Raw genomic sequence first — 20,690 nt, 5'->3', positions numbered from 1 at the left:
AGAGCAGATGCCGCGGGACAACAAGCTGTATAGCGGCTTCGTCAACCACGACTACATCCTCACGTTCTCGATCGCCGACGAGGAGAACCGCGCGCGCCTCGTCGCGCTCTGCGCCGGACCGTGGCAGGGCGACGAGGTCACGCCGGGCACCTGGGAGGTGTCCAACACGCTGAGCCCGGACCAGATGGAGCGCGCCATCCTCGATCTCATGGGCGACGCGGACCGCGCCGCCTATTACTACCTCTCCGACAGCAAGCGGATCTTCCGCGTCCTCCTCGGCTGAGCGCGGCGCGCGGGCCGGTTCCCGCCGGCGGGCGACCGGGCCGGGCGGTCCCGCGCCAGCGCGCCGAAGGGGCCGCGATCGCCGCCATTTCGCGGTATGGTCCGGCCATGAGCGAGCTGGAAGCCACGCCGCCCGGCGCCTCGATCAGGGCCGAAGGCGCCCCTCTACCTCACGCGCCGCCGCCCCGCGCGGGGGAGGCGGACGACGAGGGCTTGCTCAGCGTCCTCCGCGACGACGGAACGCTCGATCCCGCGACCGACCCCGGCCTGGCCGACGCGCTGCTCCTGCGCGCGTACCGCGAGATCAAGCGCCTCCGGCTGCTGGACGCGCGCATGCTCCTGCTCCAGCGGCAGGGGCGGGTCGGCTTCTACGGCGCGTGCACCGGCCAGGAGGCGACGCCGATCGCCGCCGCGCTCGCGCTCGAGCCCACGGACTGGATCTTCCCCGCGCTGCGCGAGAGCGTGATGATGCTGGTGCGCGGCTTCCCGCTCCGCACTTACGTGGCCCAGGTGTTCGGCAACTCGGGCGACCTCCTCAACGGGCGCCAGATGCCGTCGCACATGAGCGGCCGGCAGGTGAACCAGGTGTCCTGGTCGAGCTGCATCGGCCCGCAGATCCCCCAGGCGGTCGGCGCCGCGTGGGCCGCGAGGCTGCGGCGCGACCGCACGGTGGTGGTGGGCTTCCTGGGCGACGGCGCGACGAGCCAGCCCGACTTCCACAGCGCGATGAACTTCGCCGGGGTCTTCAAGGCGCCCTGCGTGATGATCTGCCAGAACAACCACTGGGCGATCAGCGTGCCGACCGACCGGCAGACGGCCTCCAGGACGATCGCCATCAAGGGCCGCGCTTACGGCGTCCCGTCGGTGCGGGTCGACGGCAACGACGTCATCGCGGTCTACCGCGCCGTCTCCGAGGCGGTCGCGCGGGCCCGGGCGGGCGGCGGCCCCAGCTTCATCGAGGCGCTCACCTACCGGGTCGGCGCGCACTCCTCGAGCGACGACCCGAGCCGCTACCGGTCGCAGGAGGAGGTCGATCGCTGGACGGCGCGCGACCCCCTGCTGCGCCTCGGGCGCCACCTCGCCGCCCGCGGCCTCCTCGACGACGCCGCGGAGGCCGCCCTCGAGGCGGAGCTCAACGCCGAGATCGCCGCCGCCGTCGCGGAGGTCGAGGCGATGGACCCGCCCGCCCGCGAGACCCTGTTCGACGACGTCTACGCCGAGCTGCCCTGGCACCTGCGCGACCAGCGCGCGGAGCTCCTGCGCTCCCCGAAAGCGCCCGCGCACGGCGGCGGACGCTGACCACCGGAGGGATTTCCCCTCGGTGCGAGGTCGTGTAAGCCCCGGACACCCCGGGCACGGCTCGCGGTTGCGGGCGCGGCCTCAGGGCTGGTCGGCGAGGGGCTTGTCTAACGGACCCCGGCGCCCCTAATCCCAGTCTCCGAAGCGCACAACAAGGACAAGGATGAAGACCTACGACGCAATCGTGATCGGTGCCGGCCCGGGCGGTTACCCCTGCGCCATCCGGCTGGCTCAGCTCAAGCAGACGACGCTCTGCATCGAGAAGGAGCAGCCCGGCGGCGTCTGCCTCAACTGGGGGTGTATCCCCTCCAAGGCGCTGATCTCCGCCGCCCACCTCTACGAGAAGTCGCAGGCCGGCGCCTCGATGGGGATCAAGGTCAGCGGCGTCGAGCTCGACGCCAACGCGATGCAGGACTGGAAGGAAGGCATCGTCAAGAAGCTCACCGGCGGCGTCCGGTCGCTGCTCAAGGGCAACGGCGCCGACCTGATGACCGGCACCGCGACGATCGTCGGGCCGAAGCGCGTGGACGTGACCCTGCCGGACGGCTCGGTGGAGCAGATCGAGGCGAAGAAGGCGATCGTCATCGCCACCGGCTCGACCACGATCGAGATCCCGTCGTTCAAGTTCGACGGCCAGTCGATCATCGGCGCGAAGGAGGCGGTGAGCCTGCGCCACATCCCGAAGCGGCTGATGGTGATCGGCGGCGGCGTCATCGGCCTCGAGCTCGGCATGGTCTACCAGGCCTTCGGCTCGCAGCTCACCGTGGTCGAGGCGCTGCCCGACCTGCTCACGGGCGTCGACCCCGACTGCACAAAGATCGTCGAGCGCAAGATCCTGAAGCGCGGCGGCACGATCCACAAGAACGCCAAGGCGATCGGCTACGAGAAGCAGAAGGACGGCTCGGTCGGGGTGAAGATCCAGATCGAGGGCAAGGAGCAGACGATCGTCGTCGACACGGTGCTCGTCGCCGTCGGCATGCGGCCGACCTCGAAGGGGCTCGGCCTCGAGAAGGTCGGCGTGACGGTCGATCAGCGCGGGTTCATCCCGACCGACAAGGCGTGCCGCACCAACGTGCCGTCGATCTACGCGATCGGCGACGTCAGCGGCCCGCCCCTGCTCGCGCACAAGGCGACGAAGGAGGGCGAGATCGTCGCGGAGGTCATCGCGGGGCACAAGGCCGCGAAGGACTGGGTCGCGATCCCGGGCGCGATCTTCACCGATCCGGAGATCGCGACGGTGGGGCTCACCGAGGCGGAGGCGAAGGCGAAGGGCCTCGAGGTCAGCGTCGGCAAGTTCCCGTTCTCGGCGCTCGGCAAGGCCATGGCCCTGAACGAGACCGAGGGGTTCGTGAAGATCGTCGCCGACAAGAAGACGAAGCAGGTGCTCGGCGTCCACATCGTCGGCCCGGAGGCGAGCACGATGATCAGCGAGGCGTCCCTCTCGCTCGAGATGGCGGCCTTCCTCGAGGACCTCTCGCTCACGATCCACCCGCACCCGACCCTCGGCGAGTCGCTGATGGAGGCCGCCGCCCACGCCATGGGCGCGGCGATCCACATCGCGAACCGCTGAGCGCCTGGCGGTGTGAGCCCCTGGTTGATGTAAGAAAAAACGCAAAGGCGCAAAGACGCAAAGACGCAAAAAGGCGAAGAGGGGGGCAGGGGCGCTCGTCCTTCCCTCTCTCCCTGCGCTTTCGCGTTTTCAACCCGCTTCGGGCAGCAAGGGCGCAAAAAGACGAAAGAGAGAGTCGGGGCGCTCGTCCCTTCCCTCTCTCCTTCGTCTTTTTTGCGCCTTTGCGCCTTTGCGCCTTTGCGTTGTAACCCACTTCCGGTCGACGCGTCGCAGCCCTCGGCGGAGCGCTCGATCGACGCCGGGCCACCGACGCGTCAGTCGCGCATGTAATGGCACGTGTACCCGTCCGGGTACTTCACCAGGTACTTCTGGTGGTACTCCTCGGCGCGCGTGAACGGCCCGGCCTCCACGATCTCGGTCACGACCGGCGCGCGCCACTTGCCGCTCCGGTCCACGCGCGCCTTCACCTCCTCGGCGACGCGGCGCTGCTCGGGCGTCGTCACGAAGATGGCCGAGCGGTACTGCGTGCCGACATCGTTGCCCTGGCGGTTCCGCGTCGTCGGATCGTGCATGCGGAAGAACCATTTCTCGAGCAGCTCGGCATACGACACCTTCGCCGGATCGAAGACGATGCGCACCGACTCGGCGTGCCCCGTGTCCCCGGTCTTCACGTCGCGATAGGTCGGGTCCTTCGTCCGGCCGCCGGTGTAACCGACCTCCGTCTCGAGCACGCCCGGGATCTTGCGAAGGAGCTCCTCCATCCCCCAGAAGCAGCCGCCCGCCAGGATGGCCGTCTCCAGCGTGGTCTGGCAGCCCGGGGCCTCCCCCGACGCCGGAACGGCGCAGGCGTTCGCGCCGTCCTCCGCCGCCGGCGCGTGGCTCCGGCCCTCGACCTGGGCCCGGTAGGCGCCGTAGCCCTCGGCCTCGAGGCGATCGAGCGGGATGAACCGGAGAGACGCAGAGTTGATGCAGTACCGCAGCCCGCGCGGCGTAGGGCCGTCCTCGAAGACGTGCCCGAGGTGCGAGTCGCCGGCCTTGGAGCGCACCTCCGTCCGGACCATCCCGTGGGTCCGGTCCGAGCGCTCCACGACCCGGTTCGGCTCGACCGGGCGCGTGAAGCTCGGCCAGCCGGTGCCCGAGTCGAACTTGTCGCGCGACGAAAAGAGCGGCTCGCCGGTCACGACATCCACGTAGAGGCCCGCGTCGTGGTTGTTCCAGAAGGCGTTGCGGAACGGCGGCTCGGTCGCGTCGCGCTGGGTCACCTCGTACGCGAGCGGCGTGAGCTGCTTCCGCAGCGCCTCCTCCGACGGTTTGCGATAGGTTCTATCCGACATCGTCACAGCCTCCTTGGACCCCGGGGCAGCCTTGCTCGCCTCCCCCGCAGCGCCCGCGCGCCAGCACGCGACCAGGGCGGCGGACGCGACGAGCAAGAGCGCGAAGAAGAGACGAGCAGCGCGGAGCCAATTCATCGTCCACCTGGCCGGTCGAGGGTAGCGCATCCACCCCTCCTACGCCGCGCGAGGCCGGCGGTTTCACCCGGCGGCCGCGGCCCCGCGCGGCGCCGGGCTCGGCGTTCGCCGGGCTCGGCGCTATGGGCTGCCGCCCTCGAGCGGGGCCTCGCCCTCGGCGGCGCGCCGCTCGAAGCAGTCGTCGGGGATCTCGCGCGCGCGGCGGACGAGCCGGGTCGCCCCGATGAACGCCGTGGTCACCGGATCGTGGTAGCCGCTCGCCCCGTGCAGCCCCGGCACCGCGCGCTGGTAATGGCGCGCGACCCGCTCCATCAGCGCCTCGCGCACGTACTTGCCCACCATCGACGCCATCGCCACGCAGAGATCCGAGGCGTCGCTGTCGCGGACGAACGCGATCTCGCCGAGACCGGGGAAGCGGTAGACGCTGCGGGCGCGGCCCTCCTCGAGCGCGAGGTGCAGCCGCCCGGCGAGCGGGCCGAACGCCGACCCATACTTGCCGAAGCCGCCGACCTTGCCGCACACCGCGAAGACCTCCGCGCCGGCGAGGCCGCCGAGCTCGAGGATGAGCCGCTCCATCGCGTGGAGATCGAGCACGAACCGGTTCTTCCCGGCGCGCACCCCGTCGTTCATCCGCTTCGCGCAGAGCAGCACCGAGCGCACGGCCACGATCTCGACCCCCTTGTCGGCGAGCTTGTCGAGGTCGCGGCCGATGGCGCGCAGCAGCTTGTCGGGCGCGGTGAACCCCTCGCCCTCCGTCGACCAGCACTGCGCCTCGACGTGGCCCGGGCAGAGCGCGCGCAGCGCGGCGCGGTCCTCGAGCGCGACCGCGTGGATCAGCTCGTCGACCGACGACGGCTCGGCGGCCGCCGCCCCGCGGCCGCAGCCGCGCGCGACGAGCGCGCGGGCCCACGCCTCGCCGAGCGAGACGTCCCCGTGCGCCACGAGCTGCTTCGAGTCGCCGAGCCGCTGCGCCAGGGCGCCGCGCGGCGCGCGGCCGGCCGTCTCCCAGCCGGCCTCGGTGACGCGCGAGAGGACGGCCGTCACCACCATCGGACCGAGCCGCGGGCCGAGGCCGTTCTCATCGACGCCGATGCGGTAGCGGACAGAGGGCTCGGCGGACGCCATGCACGGCCCCTCTGCCACACGACCGCGCCCGCGTCACGGCGCGCGGCGGCCCGCCGGCGCCATCCCCAGCGCGACGTCGATCGAAATCGACACGCGCACCGCATTACGTCTTCTGCCCCGAGTTTTTCGCAGGCTCCCCCGGCGCGCCGCACTATATTTCTCGCCCCATGCGCATCCTCCCCGTGCCCTGCCTCAGCGACAACTACGCGTACCTCGCGGCCGCGGACGGGCGGCGCGAGGCGATCGTCATCGACCCGTCGGAGGCCGATCCGGTCGTCGCGGCGCTCGAGCGCGAGCAGCTCCGCCTGGTCGCCATCATCAACACGCACCACCACCACGATCACGTCGGCGGCAACGAGGCGCTCCGCCAGCGCTACGGCGACCTCCCCGTCTACGCGCACGCGAGCGACGTCGGCCGCGTGCCCGCCCAGACCGAGCGGGTCGAGGAGGGCAAGCCGGTCGAGGTCGCCGGCCTCACCTTCCGGCCGCTGCACGTCCCCGGCCACACGATGGGCGCCGTGTCCTATTGCGTCGAGGACGCCGTCTTCACCGGGGACACGCTCTTCATCGGCGGCTGCGGCCGCATGTTCGAGGGCACACCCGAGGTGATGCACGCGTCGCTCTCCAAGCTCGCCGCCCTCCCGGTGCACATGCGCGTCTTCTGCGGCCACGAGTACACCGTGAACAACCTCCGCTTCGCCGAGACGGTCGAGCCCGAGAACGAGGCCGTGCGCAAGAAGCTCGCGGCCGCCCGCGCGGCGCGCGAGCGCGGCGAGCCCACGGTCGGGAGCACCATCGCCGAGGAGCTCGCGACGAACCCGTTCCTGCGCTGCGGCGAGGCGTCCGTGCGGGCTCGCTTCCCGGGGCCCACGCTGCCCGACGTGTTCGCCGCCGTGCGGCGCGCGAAGGACGATTACCGCTGAGCAACGGCGTCGCGCGCGGCCGTATTCCGCTCGCGCCCGTCGCCTGTTTTCTATACGACTAGGCCATGGACTCCCGCGCTCCCATCTTCGGGTTCAACGACGCGCGCGACGAGATCGTGCGCACCGTGGTCGACCGGGTCATCGGCGCCACGAGGGATCCGCTGCTCGCCATGAACGAGGCGGCGTACCAGGAGGCGAAGCGCCTCGAGGGGTCCCGGAAGCCGCAGGACGTCCGCGAGCTCGGCGAGTGGCAGCGGCTCGCCCGCTCGCTCGGCCGCATGCACGACGCGGAGCGCCGCCGCCGCCTCCGCGAGCTCGCCGAGGAGTACGCCTGGGACATCGCGGGGAACTTCGACCGGCGCGTCTACCAGCTGTCGTCGCGGCTCTTGCCGCCGGTCGTGAGCGCCCTGCTCGCGCCGCGCAAGCTCGTGACCGTGGTCCGCGACCCGCGCAAGCTCGTCAGCCTCGAGCTGCTCGCCGACCGGGTGCTCGTGCAGGGCCCGCTCGCGAAGCTCCGGTCGCTGGTGCAGCGCGGCACCGCGGTCTACGTTCCGACGCACCTCTCGAACATGGACTCGATCGTGTTCGGCTACGCCCTCGAGCGCGCCGGCCTGCCGCCCGCCACCTACGGCGCCGGCAAGAACCTGTTCACGAACCCGGTCCTCTCGTTCTTCATGCACAACCTCGGCGCCTACCGGGTGGACCGGCGCATCCGGCACAACCTCTACAAGGACGTGCTGAAGACGTACTCGAGCGTGCTCCTCGAGCGCGGCTACCACTCGCTGTTCTTCCCCGGGGGCACGCGGTCGCGCTCGGGCGGCATCGAGCGGAGGCTCAAGCTCGGCCTCGTCGGCAGCGCCTTCGAGGCCTACACGCGGACGCTGCTGAGCGGCCGCGAGCGCCGCATCTTCTTCGTCCCGGCCACGATCAACTACCTCATCACGCTCGAGGCCGAGACGCTGATCGCCGATTTCCTCTCCGAGGCCGGCAAGGGCCGCTTCATCATCGAGGACGACGAGTCGAGCCGGATCGGCCGCATCGCCTCGTTCCTCCGCAAGCTCCTCGCGATGAACGCCGCGGTGGTCATCCGCTTCTCGGAGCCGCTCGATCCGTTCGGCAACCGGGTCGACGAGCTCGGGCGCTCGTTCGACGCGCGCGGGCGCGAGGTCGACCCGGCGAGCTACGTGAAGGACCAGGACGGCGTCCCGAACATCGACGCGGCGCGCGACGCCCAGTACGCCCGTGAGCTCGGCGAGGAGATCTGCCGGGCGTACGCGCGCGACACGGTCGTGATGGCGACGCACGTCGTCGCGGCGGCGAGCTTCGCCCGGCTCCGCGCCCACGCGCCGGCGGCGGACCTCTTCACGGTGCTCCGCCAGCGCGACGTGCTCACGGTGCCGCGCGACGACCTCGCGGCCGACGTCATGGCGCTGTGCGACCGGCTGCGCGCGCTCGAGCAGCAGGGGTGCGTCGTGCTGGGCGAGGACGTCCGGCTCGGCTCGGGCGGGGACATCGTCGAGCGCGCGCTGCGCGCCTTCGCCGGGTACCACGCGACGCCGGTGCTCGACTCGCGGCCGGACGGCATCGCCATCTGCGACACCAACCTGCTCTTTTACTACCAGAACCGCCTCGCCGCGCACGGCGTCGCGTGGGACGTGATCGCGCCGCCCGGCGTCCCTTCCGGCCTGCAGGTCCAGCCGCCGCTCCCGCCGCTCGCGCCGTCCACGCCGCCGCCGTCGTTCGACGAGCAGCAGCAGCAGCCGCGGGGCGCGTCCTCGGCGCGTGGCGGCGCCGCGGCGGCGCGCGCGGGCTCGGCGGGCTCGATGAACGGCGCCGGAGGTGGCCGGTGAGCGCGCGTCCGGCGGTCGGGGTCATCGGCGGCGGCTTCTGGGGCGTGGCGCTCGCGCTGGCGGCGAGCCGCACCGGGGCCGAGGTGCTCCTGTACTCGCGCCGCCAGCACCCGCAGATCAACGACGGCCCGCGGATCGTGCGGGACCACGCGGAGGTCGCGCGGGCGCGGCTGCTCGTGATCGCGGTGCCGTCGAACGCGGCCCGGACGGCGCTGCGCGCGCTCGGCGATCACATGGACGGCGCGCACCTCGTGATCCACGGCGTGCGCGGCCTCGAGGGCGAGGCGCTGAAGACCGTCTCGGATCTCGTGCGCGAGGAGACCCCGGCGCGCCGGGTGGGCGCGCTGGGCGGCCCGGTGCAGGAGGACGAGCTGCGGGAGGGCCGCCCCTCGGCGATGGTGTGCGGCTCGCGGTTCCCCGAGGTGCACGCGGCGGTGACCGCGGCGTTCCAGTCGCCCGCGCTCCACGTCTACACGACGCCGGATCTCCAGGGCCTGGAGTGGGCGTCGGCGCTGGTGGGGTGCCTGGCGGTCGGCGTCGGCTTCGCCGAGCAGGCGGGGGCCGGGCCGGGGCTGCTCGCCGCGCTCATCTCGAGGGCGGTCGACAGCGCGGCGCGCATCGCCGCCGCGGCGGGCGCGGAGGAGCGGACGATGCTGGGGCTCGGCGGTTATGGCGATCTGCTCGCGTCGATCCGGCTCGCGGGCCGCCCCGAGGTGATCCTCGGCAAGGCGCTCGCGCGCGGGCGGACGCTCGACGAGGCGGTCGCGGAGGCCCGGCTGCGCGTGGAGGCGATCCCGCTGATCCCGCGCATCGTGGCGTTCGCGAAGGCGCGGAGGGTGGACGGCGGGGTGTTCGAGGCGCTGGAGGCGATCCTGCAAGGCGGCGAGCCGAGGGCGGTCCTCGACCGGATGTTCGCGGCGTGAGCGGCGGTCACCCGCTTCGGATACGGGCCCATCTCGACGTTTTCGGTGCTCAGCGCACAGGAGTGCGCTTGCGCGCCGAAAACGCCGATCTGGACCCGTCTCCTGTGCGGGTGACCGCCGCTCTGCGACGCTCGTACCAGAGATGGATCGGAACCGCTCTGGAGCGGCCGCCGGGCTGAGCCGCTCCGGGCAAGGAGCGCTCAGGTCGGACGCGGGGCCAGCGGACTGCCGGCGGCGGCGGCGATGCGGCGCGCGAGCGCCTCGAGGTCGCGCCGGCAGTCCTGCACGGCGGCGGCGTTGCTGCCGATGGCGCCGTCGGCGGGCGTGAGCAGGAACATCGGCTTCCGTGCCTCCTGCGCCATGGGCATGAGGCCGCGGTAGTACCGCAGGGTCGCGAGGTGGTGCGGATCCGGGCTGGGCGCGTCCCCGTCCTCGCCGAGCAGCACCTGGCGGTAGGCCTTCGGGATCTTGGGGATCCATCGCTGGTGTGCCCTTGCGGGATACGCCTCACGCGCGGCGTACTGCAGGATGACGTACCCGAGGGGGCGCATCTCGCCCCTGGGAACGGAGATCTCTTCCGGGCGCGCCTTGTTGTCGAGGCGCTCTTCCCAGGCGCGCCGCCAGGCTGCGAGCGTCGGTCCCAGGGTGCGCAGCGCCTGGACGGAGAAGAGATCGGCGCCGAGCGGCACGACGATGAAGTCCGCGGCGAGGAGGGCAGCGCGGCTGATGGCGCCGAGGTTCGAGCCCAGGTCGAGGAGGATGAGATCTGCCTCGGTCTGCGCCGCCGCGCGTTCCAGGATCCGGTGGAAGGCGCTCGTGACCCGGAACGCGTCCGCCGCCTCACCCGGGCTGTCGCTCAGGCACTTGTCCCACGCCTCGGCGAGCCGGTCCTCGAAGAGGCCGAGGCCGAGGTCGCCAGGGACGAGCGAGAGAGAGCGCCACGAGCTATCGTCCACGACCTCGACGTGGGGTGGCGCGAGATCGCCGAGGTGGTGAAGGAGCGGCCGGATCGCGCCGAGGATCGTGTGCGGATGGTCATGATCCAGCCAGAGCTGCTCGAGCCGCTCGGCGGGCAGGAATTCCGTTGTCAGGTCGGATTGAGGGTCGAGGTCGACGGCGACGACGCGTTTGCGGAGCTCGTGGTAGATCCACGCGAGGTGGTAGACGAGCGACGTCTTCCCAACTCCCTCCTTGTTGTTGAAGAACGCGATGGTCTTCACGGACCTCCACGACGTGAGTGATCGCTCCGCGTGCAGGGTGTCCCGGAATGTCTGTCCGAACAATGCTCCTGGCTTCCGAGGCGCATGCCGGAAGGGGGTTCGAGAAAGGGATCCCAGGCGCGGGAGGTGATCCTTGAGAGCTCGGCGCCGGAAGCGGTCATCGAGCGGGCGTTCGCGGCGCGAGGCGGACGCTGTTGCGCTATGCAGCGATCCGGCCGGGGCGTGTCGCCTTCCGGTAGCTCCGTCCAGCTCGCGCTGGCGGCTGCGACGGTCAACCTTGCGCCTCGTCCTCCAGCAGGAGCTCCAACTCGGCGATGGCCTCGAAGTCCTTCGGCCGCCCGGCTGCGCGCTTCAGCGCGATCAGCTTTCGCAGACCTACGCACTGGATTTCGCGGCCGAAGACCACGAGCGGCACCGCATGGGGCAGCAGGTCCTGGTAGCCGCCGCCGCCGGTCACCTCCCCGAGCAGATCCACATCGCCGAGCTCTGTGGTGAGCGTGAAGTTGAGCCCGTTCCGCAACGAGATCTCATCCCAGAGGAAAGGCAGGCCGGGCGGCGCCCCGCGCGGGTAAGGGCGATATGGCGCCAGGGCGGCCACGAGGCGCCGGAGGTTCTCGCCGGTCCGTGCATACACGACGTCGACGTCCTGCGTCAGCCGTGACGCCCCGTGGGCCACCGCAGCGGCGCCTCCGATGAGGATGAGCTCGACGCCGCCCTCGACGAGCACCTCGATGAGCCGGCGCAGGTCCGTCACGGGCGCTTCCTTGCCGCGCGGCCGGCGCGCTGAAGCTCCGCCGCGAAGCGCTGGAGGTCCATCATCTTCAGCAAGCGCTGCTCCGGCGTAAGCTTCAGGTTTTCCCGGAGCAGGCTGCGGTCGACGTGCTTCTTGTAGAGCTCGATGATCGGATCAGGCCGGTCCACCGGATCCACGATCGGCTCCTCGGAACGCTGTGACGGCGGCGAGGCTGCTGCCTGCTGGCCACCGTCCTGTCTGTGCTGGTCGCCACCCATGGGCCGAGCATGCCACGGTTGGCCCGGGTTGAGCCATGACGATGCAGCGCCGCGTGGAGGAGGTACGGGGAAGGGCGCCGCGCAGGCCGAGCACAAGGCCGCTCGCGGCGTTCTTGAGTCCTGTTAGGTATTGGGGACAGAGCAGAGCGGCAAATTGGCCGGTTGGCGGTCATCGATCTCCGTAGCGCGGACGTGCCGGGCTCGCCGGGTGAGCAGGGCTGCGAGGCGCCGGTGAGCCTCCCGGAGCTGCGGGGGCTGAGAGGGATGCGGTCGTACGGCGGGCGGGTCAGGGCTCCGCGGGCGGCGGCGCGGTCCCGGCGAGGGTCTCGAGCACGCGCAGCACGAGGAGGGCGGCGCCGCGGTTGAGGCCCTCGGCGAGGGCGTGCCAGTCACGCTCGCCGGCCCAGAGGCGGCGGATGGGGGTGATGATGTGCCAGCCGGCAGCTTCGAGCTTGGAGAGGAGCGGCTCGAGCTGGGGGCGGAGATCCGCCTGCGCGGCGGCGGCGGCGAGCGCCTGGATGAACTGGGCAAAGCGCTTGTCGATGTAGTAGCGGCTGCCGGGGAAGGCCGCGAACGTCTCCCGCGCTTCGCGGCGGTAGCCGCGGGCTGCATCATCGTCGCCTTCCTCCTCGGCGATGCTGGCCAGGATGTCGAGTGTTTTCCAGGGCTCCGAAGACGCATCCAGGGTGCGCATGATCTTCAGGCATTGCTCGGCAAGAGCACGAGCCTCGGCAAGTCGAGACGCGGGGTAGCGGCCGGCGCGCGCTTCATGTTGGATGAGCTCCGCAAGGTTGTTGAGTAGGATGGCCTGGTGTGCCGCATCCTTCAGATCCTGAAAGGTCCTCAACGCTCTCCTGAGCCAATCCTCGGCCTCCTCGGCGCGCCCTGCACCACGGGCGACAAGGCCGAGCTGATTGCACGTCGCTGCCGCGCCCGCTGCATCGCCGGCGTTCTCTTTGAGCTTCAGGCTCTGGCGTAAGCAGCGATCTGCTTCGTCCCAGTTCCTTTTCCCCGGAGGCCGGTCTCGAGTGGAGCGCCGGGCGCACGGGCTCGTCAACCCGAGCGCGGGCCGGTCGAACCGTTCCCCGGAACCGATCTCGACAGTGACAGGGCGGTCGGACCGCCCCTTGCAATGTCATCTCGACAGCGGGAGGGCGGTCGGACCGTTGTTCCGGTATCGATCTCGACAGCGACGGGGCGGTCGGACCGCCTTCTGGACGACGAGCCTGACAGCGACGGGGCGGTCGGACCGCCTTCTGGACGACGAGCCTGACAGCGACGGGGCGGTCGGACCGCCTTCTGGACGACGAGCCTGACAGCGGGAGGGCGGTCGGACCGCTCGAAGAGCGTGCTTCCCATGGGAGTGGACCGGTCGGACCGCCCGGACCGGCCTACGTGTACGCCGCGAGCGCGGCACACGGATCCGCGGCGCGAGGCCGGCGGCGGGGGGGCGCTCGTCACAGGCCGCCCCCGCCGCGTGTGTTGCTCCGGCCTCGAGCCCGGCCCTCGCCTCGGCCCCGCCGCGGCCCACTCCCGTCGCGTTATTCCTCCGGCGCCCCGCCGCCGTCCGCACCCCACTCGCCGTCGCCCGCGGCCTCTCCCTCCGCCCCCTCGTCCGCCGGCTCCTCCTTCACCGGCCCCGCGCGCCGCGCTCCGCCGCGCCCCGCGAACAGCGACGGCGCGATCGCGTCGTAATCGCCCTCGGCCCACCGCAGGTACGTCACGCCGCGGCGGCACTGGTCGTACGCCCGCACGAGCAGCGTGAACGCCCGCGCGCGCCGCTCCGCCGGATCGGCCGCCTTGGGCGCCGGCACCCCCGGCTGGTTGCGCGCGCCGAGGGCCACGAGCAGCTCCGGACCGAGCTTCGACGCGCGCTCGACCTCCGGCCACTCCACCGTCGTCTTGTGCTTCACGGCGCCCCACGACTCCCCGAAGAGCGCGGCCAGCGCGACCAGATCGTTGGCCGTGTCGAGGTGGCCGTTGCCGCTCCGGATCTCCGCGACCCGGCCCGCATCCACGAAACCCTTGTGCGCGAGCGCCTCGGCTGCCACGAGCAGGTCGGCGCGCAGCGCGGACGCCTCGTCGAGGAGCCGCTTCAGCCCTTCCTGGCCCGGGCCGGCGGGCAGCGCCAGGAGGTGCGCGTACCACGCGCCGAGCGCGTAGCTCATCAGCTTGTCCAGCGCCTCGATGGGGAACCTGGGCAGCTCGTCCACGAAGCGCGCCCGCAGCGCCTTGAGGTGCGGAACGGCGCCCACCGCGACGGCGACCGCGCGCGGGATGTCGACGTTGATGGGAACGACCTTCTCGATGCGATCGAGCTCGGGCTCGATCTGCGCAAACGCCTCGGCAGCTTCATCGGGCGCGCTCGGCTTGGCCGGCGCTGACTTCTTCTTCGTTCTCGCTGTTGCCACGATTCCTCCCTTGCGGCCGCGAAGGCTGTTCGATCAGCAGGGACATCGGTTGTCCAAGCAAACCACCCTGCGGCAGGTTGTTCATCGGGCATCCTATCCGGAGCCGCCTTCAAGCCGTCAACCGCCGGGCACGGGTGCCGCGCGACGGATTCTTGCCTTGGCGTCTTGGCACGCGCTTTGGAAGAAGCACTGTATCCAGCGAGGCGCCTCATCGGGGAGTCGCGACGTGGCTGCCGCACGAAGCCCCATTTTACGGGATCACCGGGCATAGACCCGTCTCCCCTCGTGCATCACCGTCCGTGCCATCGTTCCCGCGTGACTGCGCGCCTCCTCGAACTCGCTCTGGCGGACCGGGTATACATCCGTGGGGATCCGTAGATCCCTCACCATCTGCCACGCGTGCATCAAATCCAGATCGTCGTCGATCGCGTCGTCAGGCAGCACGACCAGGAGATCCCAGTCGCTCCCCGGGCGTGCGGTTCCCCGTGCTCGGCTGCCGAAGAGCCACACCTCAACAGGGCGCATCTTCTCGACGATCCGGAAGAGCAACGGCTCGGGAATTTCCTCGGTTACCGGCGGGTGCAGCATGGACATGGAGCGCGAGAGTCCAAGGTAACCTGCCGTGCCCGGCGCCGGCCGTCGAGCGCGCAGCCACGTGGCCGAAGCCTCTGCGCACGCACGGCTCTTGCGCCCGCATGGCCACAGTAAGCGGTTGCTCGCTCGGTTCACCTTCGGTGCGCTGCCAGTCGACGCGCCATGCCCATCCCATCCGTCGGGGACGCCTCCCCGTCCCGCCACGGTCTTCCGGGCCGCGGCCGGCGCAGCCGAAGGCGAGGGCGTCGATTCCGTGACGACGCCGGGCGCCTGCCCGCAATTCCTGAAGTGAGGATGGCGAGATCGGCGGCGCGAAGACCTGCGGAGGCCTCGCGCGCGCCGAGGTGAGGTGGCCTTGGGATCAGACGACGCGCTCTTCGAGACGATCTGGCGGACGCATCGCGAGATGCTCGCCACGTACCTGCTGCGCCTCGGCGTGGAGCGGCAGGACCTGGACGACCTGATGCAGGAGGTGCTCCAGGGCGCCTACCTCGGGCTGCGCCGGTTCAACCCCGAGCTGGGCACGCTGCGCACCTGGCTCATCAGCATCGCCACGCACCACTTCTCGCACTACCGCGACCGGGCCCATCGCCGCCGCGAGGAGCTCTGGTCTCCCGAAGGCTTCGAGCCCCTCGTGGAGGAATCGCCGAGCTCGGAGTCCCGGGCCATCGACGAGGACCGGCACAGGGCGCTCGATGCGCTGCTCGCCGAGCTGCGCCCGGCACGGCGCTGCGTCCTCGTCGCACACGACATCCTCGAGATGGAGATGGGCGAGATCGCCCAGGCCCTCGCCATCCCCGTCAACACCGCGTGGAGCCGCCTTCGCCTCGCGCGCCGGGATCTGGAGGCCGCCGACGCGCGGCGGCGAGCGCGCTGGCGCCGGCGCGGGTGGGACGAAACGCCGGTGGTCCTCCCGGCCATCGTCGAGGGCGGGCAGCCGGCGTCGCTCCTGTGCGACGTGCTGCGCGACCGCGTCGGCGGCTGGCTGCTGCGCCGGTTCGGGGACCTGGGCGCCGGCGCGCCCGCCAGCGCAGGCACCTGGGGCACTGCCGCGCTCGGCGTCGCGAAGCTCGTCTGCGCCGCCGCGGCCGCAGGGGCGGTGCTGGCGGCCGGCGCCGCGCTGCCGTCCGCGGGACCGGCACCGACGCGCGCTCAGGCGGGTATTGGCCTGAGCGCGGCGCTCGCCCGGCGCGCTCTCGACGGCGCGCCGCCGGCGACAGGCCGGCACGACGGCGCCGCGCACCGCGTGGAGCTCGCGGAGAACGAGGAGAGCACCGCGCCGCCGGCCGCAGCGACGGCCAGCGCCGACGCGCGCCGCGATCGGGAGCGCCCCGGCGACAGCGGGGCGCGCCTCGCCGAGGAGCACCGGCTCGTCGAGGAGGCCGCGGTCGCGCTGCGCGCCGGCCATGTCGCCGAGGCCGCCGAGCTGCTCACGCGCCACGCGCGGCGGTTCCCGCGGGGGAAGCTCGCCGAGCGGCGGGAAGCACTCCTGCGCGAGCTCGACGCCGGGAGCTCCACTCCATGACGCCTTCCCGGGATCGGCGCGCTTCTGCTGCCGGCGTCCGCTGCGGGCTCGTGCTGCCGGCGCCTACTGAACGAAGCCGAGCACCTCGGCGACCGCGCCATCTTGCCCGGCCAGCTCGATCATGTCCGGGCGCCCGCCCGCGCCCCCCTTGCCCGGCTCGCCGATGCGCAGCGCCAGCGTCCCCAGCACCTCCGGCGGATCGAGCAGGTAGGCGATCCCGATGGACGCGCCACCCAGGCCCCCGCCGCCGTGACCTCCGTTGCCGCCCTGGCCGCCGCGCCCGCCGTCGCAGCCCCGCAGCGAGCCGTTCCTCGCCGCGCCGCCGCTGCCGCGGCTGCCACCCTCGCCGCCGATCTGCCCGGCGCCCCCGTTGCCTCCATGGCCACCGTTCGCGGACGACAGCTTCGTGTCGTGCAGCGTCACGCCGGCGCTCAGGCTGATCAGCGCGATGCTCGCGCCGCCGTAGCCGCCGCCCTGTCCCCCCTTGCCCCCGCAGCCGCCGCCCCCGCCCGAGCCGCCGCTGGCCCCGCCCTTCGGCGTCGCCGTCGACATGCCGCAGTACATCACCCCGCCCAGCGTCCCGCCGCCGCCGCCGCCGCCCTGGCCGGAGATCCCCCGCGCGCCGTCCGTGCCGTGGACGCCCTCCCAGCCCGCTCGCGTGATCATGCCCCCGCGCCCTACCGCCCCGCGGCCGTGCGCGCCGTGGGCCCCCGAGAGGCCCTGCATCCCGTCGGTGCAATCCGCGCCGAGCGTCTGGCCCTGGCCTGCGTGCCCCCATTCCATCGAGCTCGAGATCGGCTCCGGCAGCCCGTCGCGCCCGTCGTCGCCGCTGCTGACGGCGCCGTCGCCTCCGGAGCCCCCGATCGAGTCGACATCGTCGCAAGCCGTCGTGACGAACGGCGCGCCCGGGACCACGTCGGCAGAGCACGCGTCGCCTCCGCTGCGGCCGTCCGTACCCGGCGCGGCGGCGCCCTCGCCTCCGTCCGCGCCCGGCGCGCCCGCGGCGCCGTTCCCCGCGACGAGCGCGCTGCGAAGGAACGTCACGGTCGCGCCGGGCAGGACCAGCGCCGCGATCGAGGAGCCGCTCGGCTGCGCTGCATCGGCGGACCGCGCGAGCACGTCCGCGACGAGCGACTTGCCGGCGCCTCCCTCGATCCGCAGCGGGATCAGGTCCGACGCGGGCGCGAGCGTGGCCTGCGCGCGGTCGCCGATGAACGCCCAGCCGTGCGCGCAGTCGAGGCCTCCCCAGATCTGGGTGCCGGCCGGAACCTCGACGGCCTCGGGGAAGATCTCCGCGCAGGCGTAGACGCGCCGCGCGCCCTGGCGCGAGAGCTCGATCGCCCGGCGCACGGTGCGCACCGGCAGCGCGCGCGTGCCCGGGTTCGCGTCGTCGCCCAGGCTGCTGCTCGCGAACACACCGCAGCCGTCCTTGGGCGCGCCATCCCTCGGATCGCCGCCGCAGGGGATATCCTCGGGATCTGCAGGCGCGCCCGGCTCGCCAGGCGCGTCGGGCTCGACCTCGGTCTCCGGCGCGTCGGGAGCGCCGCACGCGACGTGCTCGGCGCAGTCATAGGGAAAGCACCCGCAGACGCTGACCGCGCTGCCGCACCCGATCGCGGCGCCCGCGGCAGCGCCGAGCGCGCAGCGCACTGCAGCGTGCCACCCTCGTGTGCCCCAGGTCACGGGAGCAGGCTACCACACGGCCTGGAACGTTACGCCGGGAGACAACCCCGGCGCGTCCGCGTCGACGGGCCCGAGGCCGATCGCCACGCGCGGCGAGGTGTCCGGCGCGTCCGCGTCGACGGGCCCGAAGCCGATCGCCGGACGCGTCGAGGTGTCCGGGGCCCACCAGTACGACGACACGGCGAGCGCCCCGAGCGCGCCGCTCGCGACGAGGACCGCGATGGCCGCCGCGCCAACGCCGTCGCGCCGCGCGATGAGGAACTCCTGGTGCTTGCACTCCGTCGGGAACGCGGTGCCGTTGCACGCGCCGGACCCGCCGCGCGCGCGGAGGCTCGCGGCGCGCTCGTCGACGACGCCGTCGAGCACGCCGGCGGCGACCCAGAAGCCGACGCCGAGGACGACGCCCGCCGCGGCGGTCCCGAGGGCGATCCGGCGCAGCGTGTGGGCGGGCGCGCCGGGAGCCTCGGCCGGCACGGGGGCGTGCGCGGGCGCGCCGCTCACCTCGGGGGAGGGCGCGGGGGATGACGTCCTCGCGGGGAGGGTGAGCGTCACGCTCGACGAGGAGCCGCGCGCGGCCTGGAGCGCCGCCGTCGCGTCGGCGTATCCGGCGAGCCTCGCGCGGATCGTGTGCGGCCCGGGCTCGACGAAGACGACGTGGGTCGGGCGCGATGCGCCGAGCGATTTCCCGTCGAGGAGCACCTCGGCATCGCGGGGGCTCACGGCGAGGAAGAGCGTGCCGACCTCGCGCTCGGCCTGCTTCTGCGCGGCCTCGAAGCGCCTCTGCTGCTCGACGGAGAGCAGGCTCCGGTGCTGGAGGCTCAGGTGCAGGTGCTCCGCGGCGTCCCGGTGCGCACCGAGCGCGAGCTCGCACAGGCCGAGCTCCCCGAGCACCTCGGCGCGCTTGGCGAGCGGGAGCATCGGGCCGCGATGGTCCTCCAGAGCGGCCCGGTAGGCATCGACGGCGTCGGCGAACCGGCCGGCGCGCCGCGCCTCATCGGCGCGATGGAGGGCGTCGCGCGCGGCGGCTTCCGCGGTCGGCGCGGCGGAAGCCGGAGATCGCCCGGAGGCGTCCGGCTCCGCCGACGCAGGCACGACCCCCAGGGCGAGTGCGGCGCTCAGGGCAAGCGACACAGCGTGGCGGCCGGGGAACATGGCCGCATCCTAACGGGAGTCAGGCGGCTCGACGCGCCCTGTTTCGGCGCGAAGTCCACCCGGGACCCGCCTCGGACCCCTGGGCCCGATCGGAGCTGGTTCCTGTGCCCCGAGCTGCGCGTCGCAGCCGGCCGCGCCGTCAACCGCCGTCCCGCTGGATCGCGCCCGCGGGTTCCGGCGCCGCCGGCAGCTCGGCGTCATCGCAGCACCGGAATCCCGTCGAGTAGTCGTGATAGGCCGGCTCGTGGGCGATCGTGGTGAAGTAGCAGCCCGGGCCCAGCTCGCTGGTCGTGCTGAAGAAGCCTCCCATGAACACGCCGTTGCCCTCGTGCCAGGGCTGAGCGCGGCGCTCCACGCCCTCGGTCTGCATGCGCATCACGAGCTCGTGATCGACCATGTCGCTGACCCACTCGTGGAGGTTGCCGATCATGTCGTGGACGCCGAGCTCGCTGGCGCAGCCGGCGTGATCGCCGCTCCTCGCCAGGAAGCCCGGCGTCTGGTTGAGCTCTGGGCTGTTGAAGTGGCGCTCGTAGCTCCACCCGCCCGGCGGGTGCTCACCGAAGACCTCTCTCAGGAGGTGGGCTTTGCCCGTGTTGCACCGCCCGCGCTCGCCACGGGGGCCGTACGGGTAGCGGTGGACGCCGTTGCCGCGGCAGGCGCGCTGCCACTCGCGCCGCGTGCACAGGCGCTTGCCGGCGGCGGCGCACGCGGCCTTGGCCTCGACGCGGCTGATGTACGCCTGCGGGAAGACGCCGGCCTCGCTGCGCGCGACGTAGCGGACGCCCGGCTCGGGCCGCTTGAAGTGCGGGTGCACGGCGAGCTCGCCGCCGGCATCGGTGACGAGGTGCGCCTCGTAGCGGTCGATGCAGAAGCCGCCGACGAGGACCATGTCGGCGGGGCAGGAGCCGAGCGAGAGCGGGATCCCGAGCGGCTGCGGGGGGAAGACGGAGAGCGCGGCGCTGGCCGAGCCGGGCGGGCGCGAATCGACCGGGGCGGCGCTCGCGCCGGGGGCGATCGACGCGGGCTCGGCGGCTGCGCCGCCCGGGATGGCGGCGCTGGCGTGCGCGCTGCTGCCGGCGGACGCGGGCGCGGCGGGCGCCGGAGCGGCCGCGAGCGCGGAAGCGGCGGCGGACGCGAACGCGGAAGCCGCGGCGGGCGCCGTTCCCTCGGCCGCGTGCGCCACGTGGCCCTGGCCAACGGCGTCCGCCTTCGCTGCCGGGCTGCCGCCGCCGTCGCTCGGACCCGTGCACGCCGTCATCCACGCCAGGACGGCGAGCAAGCCCGTCGTCGCGCATCGTGACAGGCGGCGCCGGGGGAGCGAGGACCTCGAAGGCTGGCGGGCACAGAGGAGAGACAGGCGAGCCCGGAGGCAATCGCGGCGCGGCACGGACGGCACGAGGCGGAGTGTACACGCGCCCGGCGCGCGGCTGCGTGGGATCGCGGCGCGCTCATCGACTCGCCGCGACGGCGCCGCCGCGCCGCTCTTCTGAGCTCACGTCGAGGTAAGTCGGGTCACGTCGAGCCGAAGGGGAACGCCTCGGCGGCGGCGCGGGACGGCGCGCCGGGCGAGGCGCCTGCGGCGAGCGCGACATGAGGCGGTATCCCGCCTCGACTGTCCGGGAGATGCGCTCCGGCTGACGCCCTGCGTCTGTC

Annotated in this window: 19 protein-coding genes and 1 pseudogene; 7 read left to right on the top strand and 13 right to left on the bottom strand. The window is 72.8% G+C overall.

The window, feature by feature from the left end:
- Positions 1 to 7 precede the first annotated feature (7 nt).
- The 3 genes from WME98_RS16990 (at position 8) to lpdA (ending at position 3,151) form a co-directional block, all read left to right on the top strand.
- Positions 8 to 283, top strand: coding sequence for a hypothetical protein (locus tag WME98_RS16990; protein WP_061624216.1), 276 nt, complete (start codon positions 8 to 10; stop codon positions 281 to 283).
- A gap of 107 nt (positions 284 to 390) precedes the next feature.
- Positions 391 to 1,581 (top strand): thiamine pyrophosphate-dependent dehydrogenase E1 component subunit alpha, encoded by a 1,191-nt coding sequence (locus WME98_RS16985; RefSeq protein ID WP_437952213.1) that lies wholly within the window; start codon positions 391 to 393, stop codon positions 1,579 to 1,581.
- Positions 1,582 to 1,744: 163 nt separating this feature from the next.
- Complete coding sequence (lpdA, locus tag WME98_RS16980; RefSeq protein ID WP_437952212.1) at positions 1,745 to 3,151, top strand: dihydrolipoyl dehydrogenase; 1,407 nt, start codon at positions 1,745 to 1,747, stop codon at positions 3,149 to 3,151.
- A gap of 314 nt (positions 3,152 to 3,465) precedes the next feature.
- On the opposite strand, the gene WME98_RS16975 is transcribed toward lpdA, so the two are convergent.
- Together WME98_RS16975 and WME98_RS16970 are read right to left on the bottom strand one after the other, a co-directional pair.
- Positions 3,466 to 4,650, bottom strand: a complete 1,185-nt coding sequence (locus tag WME98_RS16975; protein ID WP_437952211.1) for a bifunctional methionine sulfoxide reductase B/A protein — start codon at positions 4,648 to 4,650, stop codon at positions 3,466 to 3,468.
- A gap of 90 nt (positions 4,651 to 4,740) precedes the next feature.
- Positions 4,741 to 5,745, bottom strand: coding sequence for a hypothetical protein (locus WME98_RS16970; protein ID WP_437952209.1), 1,005 nt, complete (start codon positions 5,743 to 5,745; stop codon positions 4,741 to 4,743).
- 167 nt (positions 5,746 to 5,912) lie between these two features.
- Between WME98_RS16970 and gloB the strand changes: the two genes are divergently transcribed.
- From gloB to WME98_RS16955, 3 genes are all read left to right on the top strand, one after another.
- Positions 5,913 to 6,668, top strand: a complete 756-nt coding sequence (gene gloB, locus WME98_RS16965) for a hydroxyacylglutathione hydrolase (protein WP_061624212.1) — start codon at positions 5,913 to 5,915, stop codon at positions 6,666 to 6,668.
- A 65-nt stretch (positions 6,669 to 6,733) separates the two neighbouring features.
- Positions 6,734 to 8,518: a 1-acyl-sn-glycerol-3-phosphate acyltransferase gene (locus WME98_RS16960; RefSeq protein ID WP_437952207.1), complete on the top strand. Its 1,785-nt coding sequence runs from the start codon at positions 6,734 to 6,736 to the stop codon at positions 8,516 to 8,518.
- On the top strand, positions 8,515 to 9,441 hold the full coding sequence (locus tag WME98_RS16955) for an NAD(P)-binding domain-containing protein (protein WP_437952206.1): 927 nt from the start codon (positions 8,515 to 8,517) through the stop codon (positions 9,439 to 9,441). The genes WME98_RS16960 and WME98_RS16955 overlap by 4 nt, the downstream gene beginning before the upstream one ends.
- Before the next feature lie 200 nt (positions 9,442 to 9,641).
- Here WME98_RS16955 and WME98_RS16950 read toward each other — a convergent pair whose 3' ends face one another.
- The 8 genes and pseudogenes from WME98_RS16950 to WME98_RS16915 form a co-directional block, all read right to left on the bottom strand.
- Complete coding sequence (locus WME98_RS16950; protein ID WP_437952205.1) at positions 9,642 to 10,661, bottom strand: ParA family protein; 1,020 nt, start codon at positions 10,659 to 10,661, stop codon at positions 9,642 to 9,644.
- 271 nt (positions 10,662 to 10,932) lie between these two features.
- Positions 10,933 to 11,415, bottom strand: coding sequence for a hypothetical protein (locus tag WME98_RS16945; RefSeq protein WP_437723287.1), 483 nt, complete (start codon positions 11,413 to 11,415; stop codon positions 10,933 to 10,935).
- Positions 11,412 to 11,672 (bottom strand): hypothetical protein, encoded by a 261-nt coding sequence (locus tag WME98_RS16940; RefSeq protein ID WP_437952204.1) that lies wholly within the window; start codon positions 11,670 to 11,672, stop codon positions 11,412 to 11,414. The genes WME98_RS16945 and WME98_RS16940 overlap by 4 nt, the downstream gene beginning before the upstream one ends.
- Before the next feature lie 286 nt (positions 11,673 to 11,958).
- Entirely contained in the window at positions 11,959 to 12,519 is a 561-nt protein-coding gene (locus WME98_RS16935) for a hypothetical protein (protein ID WP_437954179.1), read from the bottom strand.
- A 45-nt stretch (positions 12,520 to 12,564) separates the two neighbouring features.
- Positions 12,565 to 12,729, bottom strand: a pseudogene (locus tag WME98_RS16930) (hypothetical protein); the annotation flags it as partial.
- 484 nt (positions 12,730 to 13,213) lie between these two features.
- Positions 13,214 to 14,083 (bottom strand): hypothetical protein, encoded by an 870-nt coding sequence (locus tag WME98_RS16925; RefSeq protein WP_437952202.1) that lies wholly within the window; start codon positions 14,081 to 14,083, stop codon positions 13,214 to 13,216.
- The gene (locus WME98_RS16920; RefSeq protein ID WP_437952200.1) at positions 14,025 to 14,168 is read right to left on the bottom strand and encodes a hypothetical protein; all 144 of its coding nucleotides are present in this window, start codon (positions 14,166 to 14,168) and stop codon (positions 14,025 to 14,027) included. The genes WME98_RS16925 and WME98_RS16920 overlap by 59 nt, the downstream gene beginning before the upstream one ends.
- A 173-nt stretch (positions 14,169 to 14,341) precedes the next feature.
- The gene (locus WME98_RS16915) at positions 14,342 to 14,677 is read right to left on the bottom strand and encodes a nucleotidyltransferase domain-containing protein (protein WP_437952199.1); all 336 of its coding nucleotides are present in this window, start codon (positions 14,675 to 14,677) and stop codon (positions 14,342 to 14,344) included.
- A gap of 355 nt (positions 14,678 to 15,032) precedes the next feature.
- Here WME98_RS16915 and WME98_RS16910 point away from each other — a divergent pair, with 355 nt between their 5' ends.
- Positions 15,033 to 16,202 carry an RNA polymerase sigma factor gene (locus WME98_RS16910; protein WP_437952198.1) on the top strand — a complete coding sequence of 390 codons (1,170 nt, stop codon included), beginning with the start codon at positions 15,033 to 15,035 and terminating at the stop codon, positions 16,200 to 16,202.
- 63 nt (positions 16,203 to 16,265) lie between these two features.
- On the opposite strand, the gene WME98_RS16905 is transcribed toward WME98_RS16910, so the two are convergent.
- The 3 genes from WME98_RS16905 to WME98_RS16895 all read right to left on the bottom strand — a co-directional run bounded on the left by WME98_RS16905 (position 16,266) and on the right by WME98_RS16895 (position 20,316).
- Positions 16,266 to 17,885 (bottom strand): hypothetical protein, encoded by a 1,620-nt coding sequence (locus tag WME98_RS16905; RefSeq protein ID WP_437952196.1) that lies wholly within the window; start codon positions 17,883 to 17,885, stop codon positions 16,266 to 16,268.
- 9 nt (positions 17,886 to 17,894) lie between these two features.
- A complete protein-coding gene (locus WME98_RS16900) occupies positions 17,895 to 19,037 on the bottom strand; it encodes a PEGA domain-containing protein (protein WP_437952195.1) in 1,143 nt (380 codons plus the stop codon).
- A gap of 139 nt (positions 19,038 to 19,176) precedes the next feature.
- Positions 19,177 to 20,316: an SUMF1/EgtB/PvdO family nonheme iron enzyme gene (locus tag WME98_RS16895; RefSeq protein WP_437952193.1), complete on the bottom strand. Its 1,140-nt coding sequence runs from the start codon at positions 20,314 to 20,316 to the stop codon at positions 19,177 to 19,179.
- Between the last annotated feature and the right edge of the window lie 374 nt (positions 20,317 to 20,690).

Origin of the sequence: Sorangium sp. So ce296 (assembly GCF_051529605.1) — a bacterium.
In the GTDB taxonomy this organism is placed as follows: Bacteria; Myxococcota_A; Polyangia; order Polyangiales; family Polyangiaceae; genus Sorangium; species Sorangium cellulosum_D.
Note: the sequence above shows the minus strand (reverse complement) of the source record. Positions and strands in the feature narration are given on the sequence as shown.

Excerpts from the sequence above, each read along its gene's own strand:
- WME98_RS16990 (WP_061624216.1), top strand. The coding sequence starts at position 8 with ATGCCGCGGGACAACAAGCTGTATAGCGGCTTCGTCAACCACGACTAC.
- WME98_RS16985 (WP_437952213.1), top strand. The coding sequence starts at position 391 with ATGAGCGAGCTGGAAGCCACGCCGCCCGGCGCCTCGATCAGGGCCGAA.
- lpdA (WP_437952212.1), top strand. The coding sequence starts at position 1,745 with ATGAAGACCTACGACGCAATCGTGATCGGTGCCGGCCCGGGCGGTTAC.
- WME98_RS16975 (WP_437952211.1), bottom strand. The coding sequence starts at position 4,650 with ATGCGCTACCCTCGACCGGCCAGGTGGACGATGAATTGGCTCCGCGCT.
- WME98_RS16970 (WP_437952209.1), bottom strand. The coding sequence starts at position 5,745 with ATGGCGTCCGCCGAGCCCTCTGTCCGCTACCGCATCGGCGTCGATGAG.
- gloB (WP_061624212.1), top strand. The coding sequence starts at position 5,913 with ATGCGCATCCTCCCCGTGCCCTGCCTCAGCGACAACTACGCGTACCTC.
- WME98_RS16960 (WP_437952207.1), top strand. The coding sequence starts at position 6,734 with ATGGACTCCCGCGCTCCCATCTTCGGGTTCAACGACGCGCGCGACGAG.
- WME98_RS16940 (WP_437952204.1), bottom strand. The coding sequence starts at position 11,672 with ATGGGTGGCGACCAGCACAGACAGGACGGTGGCCAGCAGGCAGCAGCC.
- WME98_RS16920 (WP_437952200.1), bottom strand. The coding sequence starts at position 14,168 with ATGAACAACCTGCCGCAGGGTGGTTTGCTTGGACAACCGATGTCCCTG.
- WME98_RS16915 (WP_437952199.1), bottom strand. The coding sequence starts at position 14,677 with ATGTCCATGCTGCACCCGCCGGTAACCGAGGAAATTCCCGAGCCGTTG.
- WME98_RS16900 (WP_437952195.1), bottom strand. The coding sequence starts at position 19,037 with ATGTTCCCCGGCCGCCACGCTGTGTCGCTTGCCCTGAGCGCCGCACTC.